Source organism: Dethiosulfatarculus sandiegensis (assembly GCF_000931935.2).
GTDB lineage: Bacteria > Desulfobacterota > Desulfarculia > Desulfarculales > Desulfarculaceae > Dethiosulfatarculus > Dethiosulfatarculus sandiegensis.
In genome coordinates this window covers 300,558-319,274 of the sequence record NZ_AZAC01000034.1, presented here as the reverse complement: position 1 = coordinate 319,274, position 18,717 = coordinate 300,558, and the positions used below count along the sequence as shown (strand labels likewise).

The window sequence follows — 18,717 nt, the reverse complement described above, 5'->3', positions numbered from 1 at the left end:
AGCAGAGCGCTTCATCCAAACCAGCATCAAGGAGTGGGCCTACAGCCAAGCCTACGAGTCATCGGCGGAGCGTCAAAAGCACCTGAATCCCTGGCTCAACTTCTACAACAACCAAAGGCCGCATACCGCTTTGAAAAGAAAACCACCGGTCTCAAGACTGTAAAACCGTGAACAACGTGTTTGACAACAACAGCTAGGCATCACCTGTTGGTACAATGTCTGCGGTTTCTATCATCAAAACAACTGTCTTTTCAGGTGCTCTGGTTTTATGCACCACACCTTTGGGAACAACGAATCCCTGATATTGTTTCAAGGTTACAGTTTCACTATTTTCAATATCAACCAGGAGTTCTCCTTCTAATGTAAAGAAAAACTCATCCTCAAGATCATACTTATGTCAATGATATTATCCTTTTAGGATTCCAAGGCGCACTACGGATTCATTTACCTGGCATAAAGTCTGGTTGCACCATTGATCAGTACAATTTTCGACCAACTGAGGAACAGCTACAAGCTTCAAAGTTTCGTAAAGAATATTCATGTGGTTCACATAGGGGAACTTCTAATCACTCATTTTCAGTCTCCATTTTTCAAGTAAAAATGTGCACCCTAACTCAGTCGATCAACATGCATGACAGGGCCTGTCCAAGCAGTGGGCCGTGCAGGAACAGTCTTATTGTAATCTCAACGGATACTGGAACCGAGCCACTTTGTATATTCCCGATATCCGTCCTGACTAAAATTTTTTGACAATTTATTCATGAAACCATGTAAATAAGGTATTGTATGCACCTTTACGTTTTTCTTTTTTGCTAATAATCCTGATATTTCAGGTACGGAAAATTTAGGCTCCAAGCGTGGAAAGATCACTTCCGTTGCTATACAAGGATTTACCGAGGTGTAATTTCGGATTTGCGAGCTGTAAAAACAGAAAGAATGCCTGATTAGATCAGAATCAATATTTTCGGAAATACGCCAGATCGTTGTCGCACCAACGCTGAAACCAATCAGGATTGATGGTTTTGTAACTCTGCTGACTAGTTCTTTTAATAATTGCGAATAGTTCTGAATACCAATGTTATTCATGAAAAATTCATATGCTTCCATCTCATCAATAAAAGCCATCTCTCTGCTTGAATATGGATCAACTATTTCAAAGGTTTTTTTTAGTGACTCGCATAAAGAACAAAGTTATTTTGTTTTACCGAAAACATCTGACACAAAAATTAAATTCATGATAATGCACTAAAATTAAGGGTTCATCTCTAAAGAAAAAATGGCCTGCTCCACCTGTCACGTAAAAATCCACTGTCTGCCAATCTTGCATAGCATGGGGCAACCGGCTTTGATAATCTCAAGGATGCCTAAGCAAGTCATTCAGAAAGCCGCAAAAGGGAATATCTCCCCCCAAAAGCCAACCATGATTGCGTAATTGGCTTTACAGGACTTTTCTTTAACCGGATGTATAGTAAGCGCCCTTTTGCGCCTGCTTTCTTGCCAGATTAGTCAAGATATGAAACAATCTTGCCTGAACAGCTATTCTATTCGCCGAATTGAATCCCGGCAGTTTTAAAACGCCTACAACCGACAAAATGAGTCAATGCCCTTTGTAGTTTTATTAAGACCTTTTATTCAAAGCGGGAACAAAGCGTGGGCAGATTAAGCGTCAAAAAAGAAAGGCCGATCTATCACCTCGGCTTGATCCTGCTCTTGGCCCTGGTCTTCATTTCAACCACTCCGGCCTATTGTCCGGCCAGGGCAGTCCCGCCCCCTTCGGTGCTTCTGGATGTTAAGGACAAGGGCAAAGTAAAACCCAGAACCCTGGTGTTGCCCTATGCCTTTGCCACAGACAGCATGGGCATGGTTGTGGGGCTTGGCGCCGGGCTGACCGGTCAATATCAAAAGCAGCTCACCATAATGGGCACAGGCCTTGTATCAACCAACGGCACGGGGATCGGGGTAGCCGCCCTTAACAACCTCAGGCCTTTTCCCCAGGGCAGGCTTTACATAGACATGCTCGTCTCTCCGGGCAAATACACCAAGCAACGGATTTACACCGCCGGGGAGCCCGGCCTGCTTTTACATACAGCGGGAAACAATGAATCAGACTCAGAAGATTATCATGAAGGCCGGGGCTGGGATAATTGGGCTGCTCTTCATTTCAGGTTTTTGCTTCCCCTGGCTCAGGAAAAAGACACCTCCTTACCGGCCTACACCCTGGAGCGGGGTTTTCCCGTAAAGGGCAACTATGGCGGTAAAGGGGCAAATCCCCTTGAAAACGGAATCATCCTTTTTGAAATCAGCCCCTTTTGGCGGGACCAGGGTTATAAGCTGAAAAACAGGGGCGATGAAAGTTTCAGGACCAACGGCATCACCTGGTCCCTGGTGCGCCACAACAGCGATTTTCCGGCAAACCCAACTTACGGCAGTAACCAGTGTCTCTCCATTTCCCAGGACTATGGCTGGTCTGACTCCACCTCTTCCTACACTTTCTGGGAGCTGGGGTTCAGCAAATTCATTTCTCTGGGCCCTGCCCCGGGTTTCAGACAAAGGGTCCTGGCCTTGAATTTCTGGACAGCCGACACTCCCTCCTGGCAGGAAATCGAGACAAGCCGGGGCATTTCAGCAAGCCACCGCCCTTCTCCCTTCAGAGGGGCCCGCCTGGGAGGTTTTTATCGACTCAAGGGCTTTCCCAATGGAAGGTTTAACAGCAAAAGCGCTGCCTATGGAGCCCTGGAGCTGCGCCTCACCCCTGAAAGCAACCCGCTCGGAAAGATAAAACTCCTAAAGTTCCTGAATATAGATTGGTGGCAGTTTGTGGGCTTCGGCCAAGTGGGGCGGGTGGCCGCTGAATACAACTTTGAACCCCTCACAAGCGACCTGCGTTGGGATTTTGGCCTGAGGCTGAGGCTCATGGCCACCAAGGCGGTGGTGCGCCTGGATATGGGGATTTCCGAAGAAGGCATGGCTGTCTGGGCCATGGTGGGCAACCCTTTTAAAGGCAAACAGTCTGAAAATGAGGTCTTGATATGAGAAAATTATTGTTTTTTGTTTTTGTCCTTTGCCTTTCCGGAGGGACCCCTGTCCTGGCCCGAGCCAATGATCTGGCCGATACAGTGGCCAAGGTTAATTCTTCTGTTGTACTGTTACACACAGTGGAACGGATCATAGGCAAATCCGCCAAAGAGGATTTTCAGCACGGCCTCGGCTCCGGGGTGATCATTTCCTCCAAGGGATTGATCATGACCGCGGCCCATGTGGTTAACCTTTCAGACGCCCTGGTGGTCAAACTGCATAACGGCAGTCACTATACCGCCCATGTCACAAGCACGGCGCCCATGGCCGATGTGGCGCTGGTGCAGATGGATTCCCCTCCCCCTGATCTGCCGGTGGCCGCTTTGGGTGATTCCGACCGGGCCAGGATAGGAGAAATGGTATTTGTTCTTGGCGCACCCTATGGTGCGGACCACACCCTTACTGTGGGCTATATAAGCGCCAAACGAATGACTCACGCCCTTTCCAACGCCTTTTTACCAGTGGCTCTCATCCAAACAGACGCGGCCATAAACCAGGGCAACTCCGGCGGGCCGCTTTTTAATCTTAAAGGACAGGTTGTGGGAATAGTAAGCCATATCATGTCTCATTCAGGCGGGTTCGAGGGTTTGGGGTTTACTGTGGCCATCAACACTGCCAAGGAGCTTCTTTTAGACAAGCCTTCCTTTTGGATGGGATGGGAAGTGGCTTTGCTGACCGGAGATCTGGCCAAGGCGCTTAATCTGCCTCAGAATTCCGGTTTATTGGTGCAGAGGGTGGCGGAAAACTCCCTGGCCAAGACCATGGGGTTGAAAGGGGGAAGTATCCCGGCGCGTTTGGGAAAACAAAACCTCATTTTAGGCGGGGATGTAGTGCTTTGTGTGCAGGAAACAAATATCTGCACAGATCCCACTAAAATGATTTCCCTTAACAACGCCATTGAGGCCCTACCCCCCAACAGCCCGATTAAATTTACAATACTGAGGGAAGGGAAAATAGTGAACCTTACCTTGCATAAATAGGCAAATCATGCATGGCGATCACTGGTAATCCTTAATAGGGCATGGCAATTTACGGGCTGGAACCTGTCAACCCATACAATATTTCGTAAAATTACACATAAAAAAAACAGGAATGACTGGATATTTATATTTAATTATTTTTTCATATGAATGAAACCATGCTATGGCAAATCAATTAAACCCCCACAAATCCCACAGACTAATTTAGCTTGGTAAGCCTAAAATTCATTTTACCCACCTCAAAACATAAGGCTCAAATACCTGTCCAATGAAGACTCGCAGTTTTTAAAAAAAGTCCAAATCAGACTAAAAAGTGTTTTTATCCGGTTAGGCATGCACCTTTGTGAATTCAAACCAAGCCACAAATAGACACCTCTCCTTGATATCAATCTTTACCCTTAGAAAATACAAAAGATGACCATGGGTTAATCAGTATTTGCAACACTTGTCAGTCAGCCATATTTTCTCAAATAAACTCACTTGTTTTTTGAAATAATTTTGAGTTCGGAAAATTAATTTTCTCTCAAGGCAGTTAATTTCCTGAAATTCGAGGGGGCTTAGCTTGAGGAAACAAGGTAATTAGTGTTATTATTCTTCCGGTTCAAAAAGAGGGGCCTTCCTGCCATGGAATAGGGGATGATCCACAACTTGGCACATGCTATCGGGAAACCAAATGAACGAGTCGTTTCAACTTAGGGTAAAACCTGACGCCAGAATACTCATTGTGGAAGATGAGGCGGACTCGGCTCGTTTTTTCAGCGCGCTTATGGAGTCTGAAGGCTACACTGCGGTTGTGGCTACTGACGGCGAAGCCGCCCAAAAGGCGCTCACCGCGCAAGATGAGTTCGACTTGGTGCTCCTGGACCTGATCCTGCCCGGAATCAGCGGCTGGGAGGTTTTGAAGTTTATCAAATCCGATCCCAAGCTGCGCTATGTGCCGGTGGTGGTGCTCTCGGCCTTAAGCGACAAAGCCAGCGCTTTACAGTCCCTTGACCAGGGAGCTGAAGATTTCATCACCAAACCCATTGATGTGGAAACCATGCTCAGCAGGGTGCGGGTCATGCTGCGCATACGCACCCTTTATGAAGACCTCACCACTGAACGATTCGGCCGCCAGCAGGCTCAGCGAACCCTTGAAATGAGGCGCTATCTCTCCAAGGTCATGGGAGGCAGCCGCAAGGTCCAGGAAGTGGCCGATATCTTGGATAACGTGGTCTCCACAGACACCACGGTCTTACTGGAAGGCGAATCCGGAACAGGCAAAGGCCTTTTAAGTGAAGCCATTCATCGCTACAGTAAACGCTCGGAAGGCCCCATGGTGGTGGTCAATTGTTCCGCCTACCCTGAAACCCTTTTAAGCTCAGAGCTGTTTGGTCATGAAAAAGGAGCCTTTACCGGGGCGGTAAGACGCAAGTTGGGGCGTTTTGAACAGGCCATGAGCGGCACCATCTTTTTAGATGAAGTAGCTGAGATAAGCCCTCTCACCCAACTTGCCCTTTTAAGAGTGATTCAGGACCGCCAGTTTGAACGGGTGGGCGGAGAAAAAACAATTAACTGTGATGTCAGAATCATAGCCGCCACCAACAAACCCCTGGCCGATATGGTCTCTCAGGGGCTTTTCAGGGAAGATTTGTATTACCGCCTAAACGTGGTCAGGATAGAGGTCCCCGCCCTGCGGGAACGGCCGGAAGACATACCTTTTCTTTCCAATTATTTCCTCAGCCAGCAGAGAGACCGCCTCGGCAAGGGAATCTTCGGGTTCTCCAGGCGGTCCATGGGCAGGTTGATGGCCTATTCCTGGCCCGGCAATGTACGGGAGTTGCGCAATGTGGTGGAACACGCGGCCTTAATGTGCAACACGGACGCGGTTGAGATGGGGCACCTCCCCCCCAGGCTTACTAACGAAGAAGAAAAACAGATCAAAGAAACCAGCTCCGGCAGGCTGCTCGATCAGGAAAGGCGCCTTATTATAAACACCCTGGAAAAGGTGGATTGGAACAAATACCGGGCAGCCCAGATGCTGGGGATTGCCCGCTCCACCCTTTACGGCAAGATAAACAAACTGGGCATTGAACCGCCTGACAAGGCGGAGCCGGCTGTATGATTTAAGCCTCTATTCCACACCTTTCACACACCAAGATCCGTTTTGCCCCTTTCGCCGGATTATCCGTCACCTTTTTTGAGCCGATCCCGTCCCTGGGCCAGGTCCTTCCGGGGCCGGGGAGTCATAACTTTTCTTTGCCGGTAAAAAGCCTGAGGCAGATTGTCCCGCCAGTTGACCCGCACTGTAAAAGTGGGCTTATACTGCATGATCCTTATCCCGCAGGCCTCCTGCCAGACCAGGCGTTCCATATAATTAAGCCAATGGTTCAGGTAAATCCGTTTTCTTACTGAGCAGGCGGTTTTAAGGGCCAGGCACAGACGGGCTTTGGCCCGGCCTCCCCGATCTGCAACTTTACTCAAATTCAATAACCCGAATACACAGTTCGGATTTTCCGTGTTTTCCGTGCCAAGGCAGGAAAACAAGAAAAGATCCGCCTGGTCCGATGAATCGGAGTCAAAAATCATTCTATGCATTTTCGTTTCCGAGACCCTGGTGACCAAAAGCCTTAAATCAACCTTTTGCAACTGGCAGGCCATCTCCTTTAAAACAGAACTCCCGACGGCATCATATTTGGCAAGCACAAGTTTAATGCCCTGCCCGGGTTTAAAACCGGCATTTTGCAAAACCAGCCGGGCTTTTTCCGGATTACAGGCCGATTCACTTGGCTGCCGGCAATCAAGCGCCGGTTTCCCCAACGACAGACTTGCCGTTTCTCTTAACATTTTAAGATCAAAGGCCAGCCCAAACGCCCTTCTAATGTGTTTTTCTCTCCATCTTTCACGGCGTTGATTAAAAGCCAACACCAAAGACCGACTTCCGGAAAAGGCTTTTACTTCCACATCCTCCTTGGAGCCTGGCAGGTTTTTAAAGGGACGCGCCAAACCGAAAAACAAATCAGTCTGTCTGAAATCGAAAACGCCACTCCCTGTCTCGGGCATCACCCGCCAAACCAACTCTTTGGGCGCAGGCGGTGTGTCCCAATAGTATGGATTTGGCTTCAGGATCAGGCCGCCTTTTTTCGATCGGCTTTCTAACATGTAGGGGCCCGCTCCGGCAAATCCGGATGTAAGCACAGAGGAGCAAGGCGAAATCCGCTCATCCGTCAAAAGATCTTTCACCGAATAGACCAGGCAATCAAAACGGATAAGCACGGTAAAGCGATCCAGGGCCCTCACCTCTTTGATAAAACCGGGCAAACATCCCCCTTTGAGATACCTGTTTTGTACTGCATAACGATCCAAAGCTCTTTTTACCTGCCTGGCGGTCATCATACTGCCGTCACTGAAGCGCACCTCTTTTCGTAAAAAAATCTTGGCGCTTCGTCCGTCTGCGGAAAAAGTGCACGCCCTGGCCAACCTGGGCGCAAGAGTTCCATTGATTCCCTTGGCAAACAAAGTGTCATGGGTCAGGCGCACAAAGGCCCTTTGCAGCTCCCCCCGGGCCAGCCAAGGTCTTTTGGGTTGTGGATTCTGAATCGTACTGACACGTAAAACTTCACCTGCCCTGGCCTGACCTTGCCATCCGTTCATAACACCTAAAAATAAAGGGAAAATCAAAAAACAGATAATTCTGGTTTTAACAGCGTTCATACCCCACTCCCGGCCTTTTATCAGTATTTCTGTTGCAATGCCTGGCTGGGTATGAGTAAAACAGATTATCTGAACTCATAACAGATACAGTTTTATAGAATTTAGATCATAACAGATTAAGGACAATCAATATGCAGCCCCTTTACAAAGAGGAATTCCGCTACCAGGCCGTGGAACGGACCATTTTGGATATGATTGAAAAGGGGCTCTTATCGCCCGGGGAAAAACTTCCTTCCCTGCGCCAGATGAAAGCCACCACCGGATTCAGCCTGACCACCGTAAACCAGGCCTACCTGGAGCTGGAAAATAAGGGCATAATTCAGGCCCGGCCCAGATCGGGCTTCTTTTTGCGCACGGTTGTTCGCAAAGCGCCGAAGGTTACGATCAACAAACCGGTTAAACCCGCCTGCCGCCCGGTTAACCGTTCGTCCATGATTCATAGCTGCATGGAGTCTGTGGGGGATCCCCGTTTGATTCCCCTGGGCCTGGCCCTGCCCCATGAAAGCCTGTTGCCGGTAAAAAGGCTCAGCATGGTGGCGGCAAAGGTAATGCGCTATCAATCGGCCAGGGGCATGGCCTATGAGTCTGTGCAGGGGAACAAGGACCTGCGTTCTAAAATAGCCTTCCGATCCCTGGATTCAGGGGTGCTCTATAATCCGGAGGACTTGATTATCACCTCCGGCACCCTGGAAGCCATAACCCTGGCTTTACGAACCGTAACCAGGCCAGACGACACGGTGTTGATTGCCGAACCATGCTATTTCGCTTTTTTACAGATTCTGGAATTACTGGGGCTCAAGGCCGTTAGTGTACGCTCTTGCCCGGAAAACGGGATCGTACTTGATGATGCAAGGCAGGTTTTGGAAAAGTTCAAAATCTCGGCCTGCCTCCTCTCCCCCAATTTCGCCAATCCGGACGCAAGCCTCATGCCCACGGAGCGTAAAAAAGAATTGGTCCGCCTGATGGCCCTCAAGGAGGTGCCGATAATAGAAGACGACGTCTACACTGAGCTCTACTTCACGGAAAGCAGGCCGGAGCCTCTAAAGGCCTATGACCAAAAAGGACTGGTTTTGCTCTGCTCCTCCTTTTCCAAAACCCTGGCTCCGGGTTACAGGGTGGGCTGGCTGGAGCCTGGCAGGTTCAGGGAAGAGGCCCTTAAAGTCAAGGCCGGCACCAACCCCCACTCGGCGACTCCCAACCAGATGATAGTGGCCGAGTACCTGGCTCAAGGCAATTTTGACCAGCACCTGAAAAAGCTTCGGCGCAAGGTTTACTGCCAGGTGGAAGCCATACAGCAAAAAATCGGCTGTGTTTTTCCAAGGGAGATCTGTTGCTCCAGGCCCACGGGAGGTATGTTTCTCTGGCTCAAATTGCCTCAAGGGGTGGATGCTTGGGAGCTTTTCCTGAATGCCCAGGCCAAAGGAGTGGCGATTATCCCCGGAAATGTCTTTTCCTGCCACCAGGGATGTTTGAACGGATTTATCCGCATCGGATGCGGTCATCCCCTCACCCCTCGAATTGAAAAAGGTTTTAACATATTGGGTGAACTGGTGAATGAAATGGCAAACGCAAAGAAAAAAGCATATAAACACCTTCAGGCTTCAGGCCTTGCCTGATTGGGGATTTCATGTTAAGCAAAGGCGTACAGGAGAATTCCGGGTGAATATCCCGGCCCCTTCCCTTAAAATCCTTACCTGAAGGCAAGGACCCGGCCTCTATAAAATCCTCAAAAAAAGCCAAGAAGGCTTAATCATTGGCCAAGGGATATGATCCCCGCGCCAACACTTCTATCAGATAACAACCCCGGCCCGAACAGCCTTCAGTTCCAGCCTCAAAGGCGGCGGTTTTCCAGGCGGATTGGGCAGGTATATATATCTCGGAGGAAAATTTGAGCGATCTCCCAACCTTGGCAGTACAGCAGCCGCCCGCACCTGGTAAGGCATGGCTCGAAAAGGCAAAAAAGAGCCGGGTGACTCTGATCTGTCTTATCCTTTTAACCTTGCTTATTTCCATACAGTCAATGGCCATGGGAGCCTTTGAACTAGACCCGTGGGTTGTGCTGAAATCCCTTTTCGGGCTGGGAGAAGAAACAGCCCGCACAGTGATAATGAATATAAGGTTGCCCCGAATTGCCGCTGCCCTGGTTACCGGCTGGAGTTTGGGCCTGTCCGGGCTTTTAATGCAGACCCTCCTGAAAAATCCCCTCTCCTCACCTTTCACCCTAGGTATCAGCCAGGGCGCGGCATTTGGGGCCAGCTTTGCCATCATTTTTCTTAACGCGGGCCAGCTCGGCAGCGCGGCCCTTTTCACAGAGACCCAGGCTGTGCTTTTCCTGCACGGCTTTTACTCCATAACCGTCTGCGCCTGTCTGGGGGGATTTCTGGCGGCAGGCACAATCCTGGCTCTGGCCGGCCTCAAGAATCTTTCGCCTCAATCTCTAATCCTGGCCGGAGTGGCCCTTTCATCTCTTTTTCTTTCGGGCACCATATTGCTCCAGTATTTTGGCACCGAGGCCGAGATCGCAACCGCTGTTTTCTGGACCTTTGGGGATGTGGCCCGTTCCAGCTGGGCGGAGACCGCACTGGTGGCCGCGGTCACCCTGCTCTCAAGTTTTTACCTTTTTAGACGGGGATGGGATTTAAACGCCCTTCTGGCCGGAGACGAAACAGCCTTGTCTTTGGGAGTTAATGTTAAAACCCTTCGATTCACAGGCATGCTTCTGGCCTCAGCCATGGCTGCCCTGGCCACTGCCTTTAATGGAACCATTGCCTTTTTGGGGCTTTTGGCCCCTCACATCGCTCGCATGCTCCTGGGGCCGGATCACCGCTTTTTATTACCCTGCTCCTGTATTATGGGGGGGCTTTTACTGCTCCTGGCCGATACCTTTGGCCGCCTGGCCATTGGGTCCGGGGCTTTGCCGGTGGGAGTCCTCACCTCATTTTTGGGAGCGCCGCTCTTTCTGTGGCTCCTGATCATGGGAGGCAAGTCATGAATAATTTAATGGTGCGGGCCCTGAACTTCAGTTTCGGCAAGACCCGAATCCTGAATGATATCAGTTTTGACCTCAAGCCCGGCAGGGTCGTGGGGCTTTTGGGAGTGAACGGGGCGGGAAAATCAACCCTTTTGAAATGCATAAACCGCATCCATGAGCCCCAAAAGGGGGTGGTCCGCCTGGGAGACCGGGAGCTTAATCGACTGAACCGCCGCGACCTGGCCAAGATCATGGCCTATGTGGCCCAAACTCCGGACAGCGGCAATTTCACGGTATATGAGTCGGTAATGCTCGGCAGAAGACCCCATCTGAAATGGGAGGCAAGTCAACACGACATTAAGGTGGTTGATGAAATGATCTGCCTCATGGGCCTGGAAAAGCTGGCCTCAAAACGCATCTCGAACTTAAGCGGCGGAGAGGTGCAGCAAACCATGATCGCCAGGGCCCTGGCTCAAAAGCCCCAGGTTCTTTTGCTTGACGAGCCCACCTCCAGCCTGGACCTGGCCAACCAGCTCAAGGTCATGACTCTGATAAAGAACGTGGTCAAAAACCAAGGGCTCATGGCCCTGGTCTCCATGCATGACCTCAACCTGGGCCTGCGATCCTTGGATGAAATGTTACTTTTGAAAAACGGCCAAATCCAATACCAGGCCAGGCCCAAAGAAGTCACAGCCCAAATGATCAATAGTGTTTATGGAGTGGAAGTAAAAGTTGGCCGGGTGGATCAATGCCCGGTTGTGGTTCCTCAAAACACAGTCTGAGAGCAAGGAGCAACACCAATGACAAGACTCGGACAAAGGTCAATTGGTTTTAAAATAATATTTCTTCTTTTAGTATGCAGCCTTTTTACCGCCCTCCCCTGCCTGGCCGCAGAAAACCGCCTGTTTACGGATATGGCCGGGCGTAAAGTGGAACTCCCCGCCCGGATTGACCGCATTGTCTGCCTGGGGCCGGGCGCCTTAAGGCTGATTGTCTACCTGAACGCCCAGGACAAGGTTGTAGGGATCGAGGAGTTGGAAAAGCGTTTTCCCACAGGCAGATCCTATTACATGGCTCATCCCGAACTGGGCAAACAAAAAACAGTCACCCCCGGAGGAGTGGCGGCCATAAACAATAAGCCCAACCTGGAAGGGGTGATTTCGGTAAAGCCACAAGTGGTTTTCGCCACCCATATGCAGCCCACGCTGGCCGACGAGGTGCAGGACCTTTTGCAGATTCCAGTGGTGGTTCTGGATTACGGACGGTTCGCCAATTTTGATAAAACCGTTTTCAAATCCCTTTTACTGGCCGGGCGCATCCTTGATCAAGAAAAAAGGGCCCAACAGGTGGTTGATTTCATACAAGGCAACATAAAAGACCTGGAGGCTCGCAATCAAGGGGCTCCCAAGCCAAAGGCCTATGTGGGAGGGGTTGGCTTCAAAGGCGCCCATGGCCTTATGAGCACGGATAGCGATTTCACTCCATTCACCTGGAACCAGGCAAACAACATTGCACCCAAAAAAGGGAAAAGAACCCATCTATTCTTGGGTTTTGAAGAGCTGATCAAGCTGAATCCCGATTTCATCTTCATAGACGCGGGCGGGCTCTCGCTTTTGGCTGGGGACTATGCCAAGAAACCGGATTTTTACAACCTGCTCAAGGCATTTAAGACCAAGCAGGTTTATGTGCTGCACCCCTTTAACTGGTACACCACCAACATCTGCACCGCCCTGGCGGATGCCTATCAGGTCGGCAAACTCCTTAACCCGGTCGGGTTCAAAGATATAGATCCCGGCAAAAAGGCCGACGAAATTTACAGTTTTATGGTGGGTAAAGCAGTGCACGCCCAAATGGTTAAGGAATTCGGCCCGTTGGGTGCTAGACCGGGTTTTTTGCAATAAGGGCTGATCTAAGTAATCATATAAAGATGAGCATTATCAACAAGGCGAATCAAAAGGAGCGGCAATGCAGGGGCAGGTAAGTTTTTTGAATCAAGAAAAGGCTCATTTCTTTGATCAAAATGTTAACGAGGCCTGGGCTGCGCATGAATACGGCCCCAAGGAAGCGCCCAAGATAAAACGATTGCTCGCCGAATCCTGCTTTAAAAAGGGTCTGCGCGTATTGGAGCCGGGCTGCGGCACAGGCAGGCTGACCAGGGTTATGGCAAAGGTGGTCGGCAACAAGGGAATGGTAACAGCCCTGGACATCAGCCAGGGTATGGCCCAGGCCTGCAAGGATCGCAACTCGGACCTGGAGAACGTGGAAGTCCATCAGGCTTGCGTGGAGGACTTTTCCCATTCCTCACCGCCCCTTTTCGACCGCATAATCTGTCACCAGGTGTTTCCCCATTTTGACGACCAGGAACTGGCCTGCCGGGCCATGTCCGGGATGTTGAAACCGGGCGGAATCCTGGCTGTAATCCATTTTGAAAAATCCGGATTCATAAATGACGTGCACAGGAAGGCGGGCACAGTGGTTGAGAAAGACCTTATTCCCGAACAGGCTGAGATGGAAAAGCTCCTGGCCTCGCACAACCTGATTACAGACCTTTTAGTGGAAGACAAACTGGGTTATTATCTTAGAGCCGTTAAGTCCTGAGCTCCTCTTTTTCACCCGGGGAGAAAGCCGTGATTTTGCATCACCGGGAGGTGGAAGCCAAAGATCTTCCCCTGATTGCCAAATTCCCGAGAAACGCAAGAGAGCTGTTTTTCATGCACCCCACGGCTGTCTTCCCCTTAACAAAGGAGCAGCTTACAGACGCCATAGCCCAGAGAGAATGCTCCACTGTGGTTTTACAGGAAAAGGTGCCGGTGGCTTTTGCGAATATTTACGACTGGCATCAAGGCGGGAGTTGTTCCATAGGCAATGTGGCTGTCTCGGCGGGCTATCGAGGCCGGGGCGTGGGGCAATACCTGATCACCACCATGATCAACAAGGCTATCGAGTCTTTCTCTGCCCGAGAGGTGAGGGTCTGGTGCCACAGCACCAATACCAACGCCTTGCTTATGTACCACAAACTGGGTTTTCTGCCGGACAGCATGAAAACCAGGGTGGATTTTGAAGGGAAACGGGTGGTCATTTTAGGGCTTGGACTTAAGTTGTGAGCCCCGGAGAATACCTGGAAAGAAGCATGGCAAAACAAAAAGGCCCCCTTTTTTATGGGAGCCTTTTGCCTTTAACAGCCTAAACCGCCTTGAGCCAGGCAATATCATAGGGCTTAAGATCAACCTCGAGCACACCCTGGTTGGGCTCTAACCTCGAATCAGCCACCAGATTATGCCAGGGCTGATCCGGCAGGTCATGCTCGGCCAGGGGGATTATCAAATTCACATCCTGCTCAGAGACATTGATCAAGGAAAAAACCAGCTGATCCTCTTCCGGCGAGGTTCTGGTCAAGGCAAATACCTTGGGCGAAAGATAAAGCACCCTTTGCCCGCCGTTTACATGAAAGGCCCTTTCCGAGGTGCGGATAACGTTTAACCTGGAAAAGGCGGTTCCCAGGCGGGCAAGCTTGGTGTTGGGAAACTTGAATCCCCACACCAAGTAATCCTCTTCCAGACTGGCCCGGTTTATATCCCGGTTGTGGCCGGTTCTCCGCACTGCCTCGTGATCATTATCAGTGCCCAGGATTCCGTGCAGATAAATCCCCGGCACTCCCCTTAAACTCAAGGCAATGGCCCGGGAGGCCAGGTAGCGTTTAACCTGCATGCTCAAGGTTTCTGCGACCTTGGGATCATTGATGGCGCTCCACCAGGTGGTATTTAGTTCATAGGGCTCCTCACCTGCGGGGCCGGTGCTTTTATACGAGACCAGTCCCCCGTGCTTAAGCACAGTGCCTATGATTTCGTCTAACTGGTCATGGGAGAGAATCCCCTTGGCCCCCAACAACCCTATGCCGTCATGAGTATCCAATATATTAAAAAAACTAGCTCTTTTGGAATCCACCTTCAAGCTGTCCGCCCATTTGGAAATAACCGTGGCGTCCTGGCTGTACATGGTGTGCAAAACCAGGGGAGGCAGGGCAAAATTGTAAACCATGTGCGCTTCGTTATAACCGTCGCCAAAGTAGGAGATATTGTCTTCATGGGGTACATTGGTCTCGGTAAGGAGCGCCACTCCGGGGGCCACAATCTCCATAATCGAACGCATGAGTTTTACTATTTCATGGGTCTGGGCCAGATGCACGCATTCAGTCCCCGGTTCCGCCCATACATAGGTGACTGCGTCCAGCCTTATGATGTCTGCGCCATTACGCACATAGAACAAAAGCCCTTCCAAGACCCTCAGCAAGACATCCGGGTTCCGATAGTTAAAATCTATCTGGTCGTCTGAAAAAGTGGTCCACACATAGCGAGGTCCAGTCAAGGTGTCGAACCTGGTGAGGATATCCGAGGTGCGGGGCCGAAAAATCTTACTGCGCTGATCCGGGGTGAGGTCGTCCGGTGATTCATAGTGGATAAAAAGATCCGTGGCTGCCGGGTCGCCGTCCAGAAACTCCTGAAAAAGCCGGCTTTCGGCTGAGATATGATTCATGACTCCGTCGAACATCAGATTAAAATGACGGGCAATACGTAAAATATCACCCCAATCGCCTAATTTGGGGTCAACCTCCGCAAAATTGGTTATGGAAAAGCCCCGGTCTGAGGAATAGGGGAAAAAGGGTAGTATGTGGATAGTGTTTATTGCCAATGCGCTTTTCTCGCATATCTCGCCCAACACCTGCAAAGGAGGTTTCTCCTTGGACTTTATCATATCCCCATAAGTAATAAGCACTAAGTCCTTTTCACTAAAATGTTCATGGGGATTAAATTTTTCCTCCCACAACAGCAACTCGTCTGTTTTATGGGCATGGTGAACCTTCATGATCCTTTCAAACTCGGGCAACCATTCTTCCGCCGCAGCCTCGCCGTAAAGCAGCTTAAGATGTTCCTTTATATCCCGCATCTGCCTGGGGCTGATCTTGAGCAAAGGCTTGGTGTAGTCTGCCTTACCTTGGTAAGGAGGCCTGACCATGTGTTTTGCAAAAGATTTTTTATCAGAGTTTTCAGCAGGATTCATAAAGGCCATGAATTGAGTCTCCTTTGCAGACAGATTCACCAATATTTAAATCATTAATTAAAAACACTATGGAACAAGGATGTGAGCGGCATCCCCCCCGGATGCAGGGCTTATCACAAACGATCTCTAAATAATAATAGCAAAAAAGACTTTCCCACAGGCCATGCAGTTCCAATAAACTTTTTTCTTATATTAAGTGCCATTTATCTCGGACGAGTTCAGTTTACTTTATTAATTTGCTATTATTTTAATTAATTGACCCGAAAGGAAAAGGCCATTGCTATTTAATCGACAAGACCAAGGGTTAAAGCCTTATCTGAATAAGGCCAAAACCATATTGAGCCTGAACTGGCAAGGTAGCTACACCAGGCCCTCCCCCGGAATTTACTCGCACCAATGGAACCGGGATTCGGCATTTATAGCCATGGGTTATGCCCGTTTTGATGTTTACAGGGGGATGATGGAATTAAACCATCTATTTAAGCATCAATGGGAAAACGGAATGCTGCCCCATATTGTATTCAACAAAGACCACCTGGGGCATTATTTCCCGGAGCCTGATTTTTGGCAAGCTCCCAAGGGCCGCCTAACCAGTGGAATCACAGCGCCTCCCTTGCAGGCCACAGCCTGCCTGCATCTGTTTGAACACGCACCAGACAAGGAAATGGCGACCGCCTTTTTAAAAGAGGCCTTTCCCCATCTATTAGCCAGCCACAAATACCTGCATATTACCAGAGACCCTGAAGCGACCGGCCTGGCCTATATCCGCCACCCCTGGGAATCAGGTTTGGAAAACTCCCCCTGTTGGGAAGAGCCGCTCAAAAACATGGGTATTGATCGGGCGAAACTGCCCTCCTATAAACGCACGGATCTCAAGCAGGGGGCGTTGTCTGAAAAAATCCCCAGTGATCATGATTATGATCGCTATGTGATGTTGGTGGATCTGTTCCGCAAGGCAGCTTATGATGAAAAGGAAATCCAAAAGGAGTGTCCTTTCCTTGTTTATGATGTTCTGTTCAACTCTATTTTATGCAAAGCAGACCAGGATCTGGCCGAGATAGCCAGGATAACCGGCCAGGACCCTGCCCAACCGCACCAATGGGCCAAGATGGCCAAAAAGGCCATACGGGAAAAAATGTGGTCCCCGGAAAAAAACCGGTTCGACTCCTTATGCGCCAAAAGCAGTCAAAAATACGCTGCAGATACAGCCGCCCTCTTCATGCCTTTATACGCCCGGGCGGCGAGCCTTGATCAGGCTGAGATAATCTATAAATTCCTAAACTCTGTCTCTTGTCCTCCCGGCAGCGGCGACTCCCTTGCCATTCCCAACCAAGACACGTCCCACCTCAAGCCTGATTCCAGAGCCTTTTGGCAAGGCCCGGTTTGGCTGGAGATCAACTGGCTTATCTGTCAGGGATTGCGAGCCTATGGATATAAACAAAAAGCCGATGCCATGCGAAAAGACCTGATTCAACTCCCCTTAAATTTCGGTTTTTATGAAAACTATGATTCCAAGAAAGGCAAGGGGGCAGGTTTAGGCGATTTCTCCTGTTCGGCAGCCCTTTTTTGGGATCTTGTCCATGACTATTACCGCAAAGATCCTATTTCAGACTTTAATCTCGATGTAAAGCGGCTTGGCACTCCCCTGACCCTGAATAAATCACAAAGGAAAGCTCCCGGAGAAGCGGGCGACCCCAGGGCGGTCGAAAAAATCATGAATGCCATGCAACTTTTAAAGGATGAATTTTTCTCCGAAGATCACAGACGGGTTAATTATCCAGCCATGCGCCATTCCAGTCATTACCAGGCCTATGTCCACCTGAGCTCCCTTCTTTGCAACTATCATCTCGGCCTTATAAAAGAGCAGCATGAAAAGCAGGCCTTCTGGATCAACCTTTACAATGCCATTGTCATACACGGCATAGTGGAGCTGCATATTGAAAATACGGTAATGGAATACAGCGACTTTTTCCGGAAACTGATTTACGAGATCGGAGGCGAAGGCTACAGCCCGGACCATATAGAGCATGGCATATTAAGGGCCAATGCCCGGCCACCCAACAGGCTTGCCCCGGTTTTCAAACCTTTTGACGCAAGGAAACAACATAGCCTGGCCAAGGTTGATCCCAGAATCCATTTTGCCCTGGTCCGCAGCTCCCGATCCTCTGCACCGATTGATTTTTACCGGGCCGAGGAGGTTGATGAACAACTGGAACTTGCCGCTGTAAGCTTTGTCAACAGCTCGGAAGTGGTGGTATTGCCTGCATCCGGAAAGGTTATGCTTTCCCAAATTTTCAAGTGGTATGCCAAGGACTTTGGCGGACCGGATAAGGTGATTGAGTTTATAGGAACCCGCCTGACCGATTCGGAAAAGAAAAGTTACCTGTTAGACCGGGCAAACCGCCCCACCCTTGAATATCTGCATTATGACTGGCAATTGAACCGTTAATATTGCAGTTAAAAGCCCAAGAGCGGTTCGCGCCAAGCCCCCGGCAGAAGATTTTTTAAAATCCAGCCAAAAAGTCCTGACTGACCTGCCAGCCGCTTACCGCCTGGGCCAGGCAGCCGAGCATGGCCAAGAAGCCCAAAGAGCCATGCAAAAGAGGCAGGGCTTTTCTTTTCTTTAATTTTTTTGTCATCATCTTTCCGGTTGTGAAAACCAGGGCCAAGATAAAAGCCAGCCCCACTCCTAAATAACCATGTAAACCGGTGATCAACCAGCCCCGCCAGGCGATCCGCGCCAGGATCAAACCGCCCATGGCCCCGGCAATCAACATCAGGCAGGCCGCCTGGCCGAAAAACACATGCCTTTTGAATTTAAAGGCCCGGCCGCTCCCCAGGTGTTGGGCCGTAAACCGCGACCACCCCAGAAAAAAGGTGTAGAGCCCAATCATTATACCCAGGGCCTGCCAGGGGCCGTGCAAATCCATCATTTTGCCG

At 50.0% G+C, this 18,717-nt stretch carries 15 protein-coding genes and 1 pseudogene; 11 read left to right on the top strand and 5 right to left on the bottom strand.

Annotated elements, in window-relative coordinates; all coding sequences use genetic code 11:
* The first annotated feature begins 13 nt into the window (after positions 1–13).
* On the top strand, positions 14–163 hold the full coding sequence (locus X474_RS27325; protein ID WP_353743139.1) for an integrase core domain-containing protein: 150 nt from the start codon (positions 14–16) through the stop codon (positions 161–163).
* 30 nt (positions 164–193) lie between these two features.
* Here X474_RS27325 and X474_RS27320 read toward each other — a convergent pair.
* Together X474_RS27320 and X474_RS26300 are read right to left on the bottom strand one after the other, a co-directional pair.
* Positions 194–370: pseudogene (locus X474_RS27320) on the bottom strand (cupin domain-containing protein); the annotation flags it as partial.
* Between the two features lie 314 nt (positions 371–684).
* Complete coding sequence (locus X474_RS26300) at positions 685–1,125, bottom strand: hypothetical protein (RefSeq protein ID WP_052515406.1); 441 nt, start codon at positions 1,123–1,125, stop codon at positions 685–687.
* 525 nt (positions 1,126–1,650) lie between these two features.
* Here X474_RS26300 and X474_RS18905 point away from each other — a divergent pair.
* From X474_RS18905 to X474_RS18895, 3 genes are all read left to right on the top strand, one after another.
* On the top strand, positions 1,651–3,033 hold the full coding sequence (locus tag X474_RS18905; RefSeq protein ID WP_044351068.1) for a BamA/TamA family outer membrane protein: 1,383 nt from the start codon (positions 1,651–1,653) through the stop codon (positions 3,031–3,033).
* Positions 3,030–4,055 (top strand): S1C family serine protease, encoded by a 1,026-nt coding sequence (locus X474_RS18900; protein ID WP_044351067.1) that lies wholly within the window; start codon positions 3,030–3,032, stop codon positions 4,053–4,055. The genes X474_RS18905 and X474_RS18900 overlap by 4 nt, the downstream gene beginning before the upstream one ends.
* A 673-nt stretch (positions 4,056–4,728) precedes the next feature.
* Positions 4,729–6,159 carry a sigma-54-dependent transcriptional regulator gene (locus X474_RS18895; RefSeq protein WP_044351066.1) on the top strand — a complete coding sequence of 477 codons (1,431 nt, stop codon included), beginning with the start codon at positions 4,729–4,731 and terminating at the stop codon, positions 6,157–6,159.
* 59 nt (positions 6,160–6,218) lie between these two features.
* On the opposite strand, the gene X474_RS18890 is transcribed toward X474_RS18895, so the two are convergent.
* Entirely contained in the window at positions 6,219–7,748 is a 1,530-nt protein-coding gene (locus X474_RS18890) for an ABC transporter substrate-binding protein (RefSeq protein ID WP_044351065.1), read from the bottom strand.
* A gap of 131 nt (positions 7,749–7,879) precedes the next feature.
* On the opposite strand from X474_RS18890, the gene X474_RS18885 reads away from it, so the two are divergent.
* From X474_RS18885 to X474_RS18860, 6 genes are all read left to right on the top strand, one after another.
* Positions 7,880–9,364, top strand: a complete 1,485-nt coding sequence (locus X474_RS18885; RefSeq protein ID WP_044351064.1) for an aminotransferase-like domain-containing protein — start codon at positions 7,880–7,882, stop codon at positions 9,362–9,364.
* Positions 9,365–9,636: 272 nt separating this feature from the next.
* Positions 9,637–10,740 (top strand): FecCD family ABC transporter permease, encoded by a 1,104-nt coding sequence (locus X474_RS18880; protein ID WP_044351063.1) that lies wholly within the window; start codon positions 9,637–9,639, stop codon positions 10,738–10,740.
* Positions 10,737–11,501 carry an ABC transporter ATP-binding protein gene (locus X474_RS18875; protein WP_044351062.1) on the top strand — a complete coding sequence of 255 codons (765 nt, stop codon included), beginning with the start codon at positions 10,737–10,739 and terminating at the stop codon, positions 11,499–11,501. Before X474_RS18880 ends, X474_RS18875 begins: the two co-directional genes overlap by 4 nt.
* Before the next feature lie 18 nt (positions 11,502–11,519).
* On the top strand, positions 11,520–12,620 hold the full coding sequence (locus X474_RS18870; protein WP_044351061.1) for an iron ABC transporter substrate-binding protein: 1,101 nt from the start codon (positions 11,520–11,522) through the stop codon (positions 12,618–12,620).
* A 64-nt stretch (positions 12,621–12,684) separates the two neighbouring features.
* The gene (locus tag X474_RS18865; protein WP_052515404.1) at positions 12,685–13,317 is read left to right on the top strand and encodes a class I SAM-dependent methyltransferase; all 633 of its coding nucleotides are present in this window, start codon (positions 12,685–12,687) and stop codon (positions 13,315–13,317) included.
* A gap of 29 nt (positions 13,318–13,346) precedes the next feature.
* Complete coding sequence (locus tag X474_RS18860; protein WP_044351060.1) at positions 13,347–13,823, top strand: GNAT family N-acetyltransferase; 477 nt, start codon at positions 13,347–13,349, stop codon at positions 13,821–13,823.
* Between the two features lie 79 nt (positions 13,824–13,902).
* Here X474_RS18860 and X474_RS18855 read toward each other — a convergent pair whose 3' ends face one another.
* Entirely contained in the window at positions 13,903–15,786 is a 1,884-nt protein-coding gene (locus X474_RS18855; RefSeq protein ID WP_197282186.1) for an alpha-amylase family glycosyl hydrolase, read from the bottom strand.
* 268 nt (positions 15,787–16,054) lie between these two features.
* On the opposite strand from X474_RS18855, the gene X474_RS18850 reads away from it, so the two are divergent.
* Positions 16,055–18,226 (top strand): MGH1-like glycoside hydrolase domain-containing protein, encoded by a 2,172-nt coding sequence (locus X474_RS18850; protein WP_052515403.1) that lies wholly within the window; start codon positions 16,055–16,057, stop codon positions 18,224–18,226.
* A 55-nt stretch (positions 18,227–18,281) separates the two neighbouring features.
* Here the strand turns inward: X474_RS18850 and X474_RS18845 are convergent, their stop codons facing one another.
* Positions 18,282–18,710 carry a hypothetical protein gene (locus X474_RS18845; protein WP_044351059.1) on the bottom strand — a complete coding sequence of 143 codons (429 nt, stop codon included), beginning with the start codon at positions 18,708–18,710 and terminating at the stop codon, positions 18,282–18,284.
* Positions 18,711–18,717 lie beyond the last annotated feature (7 nt).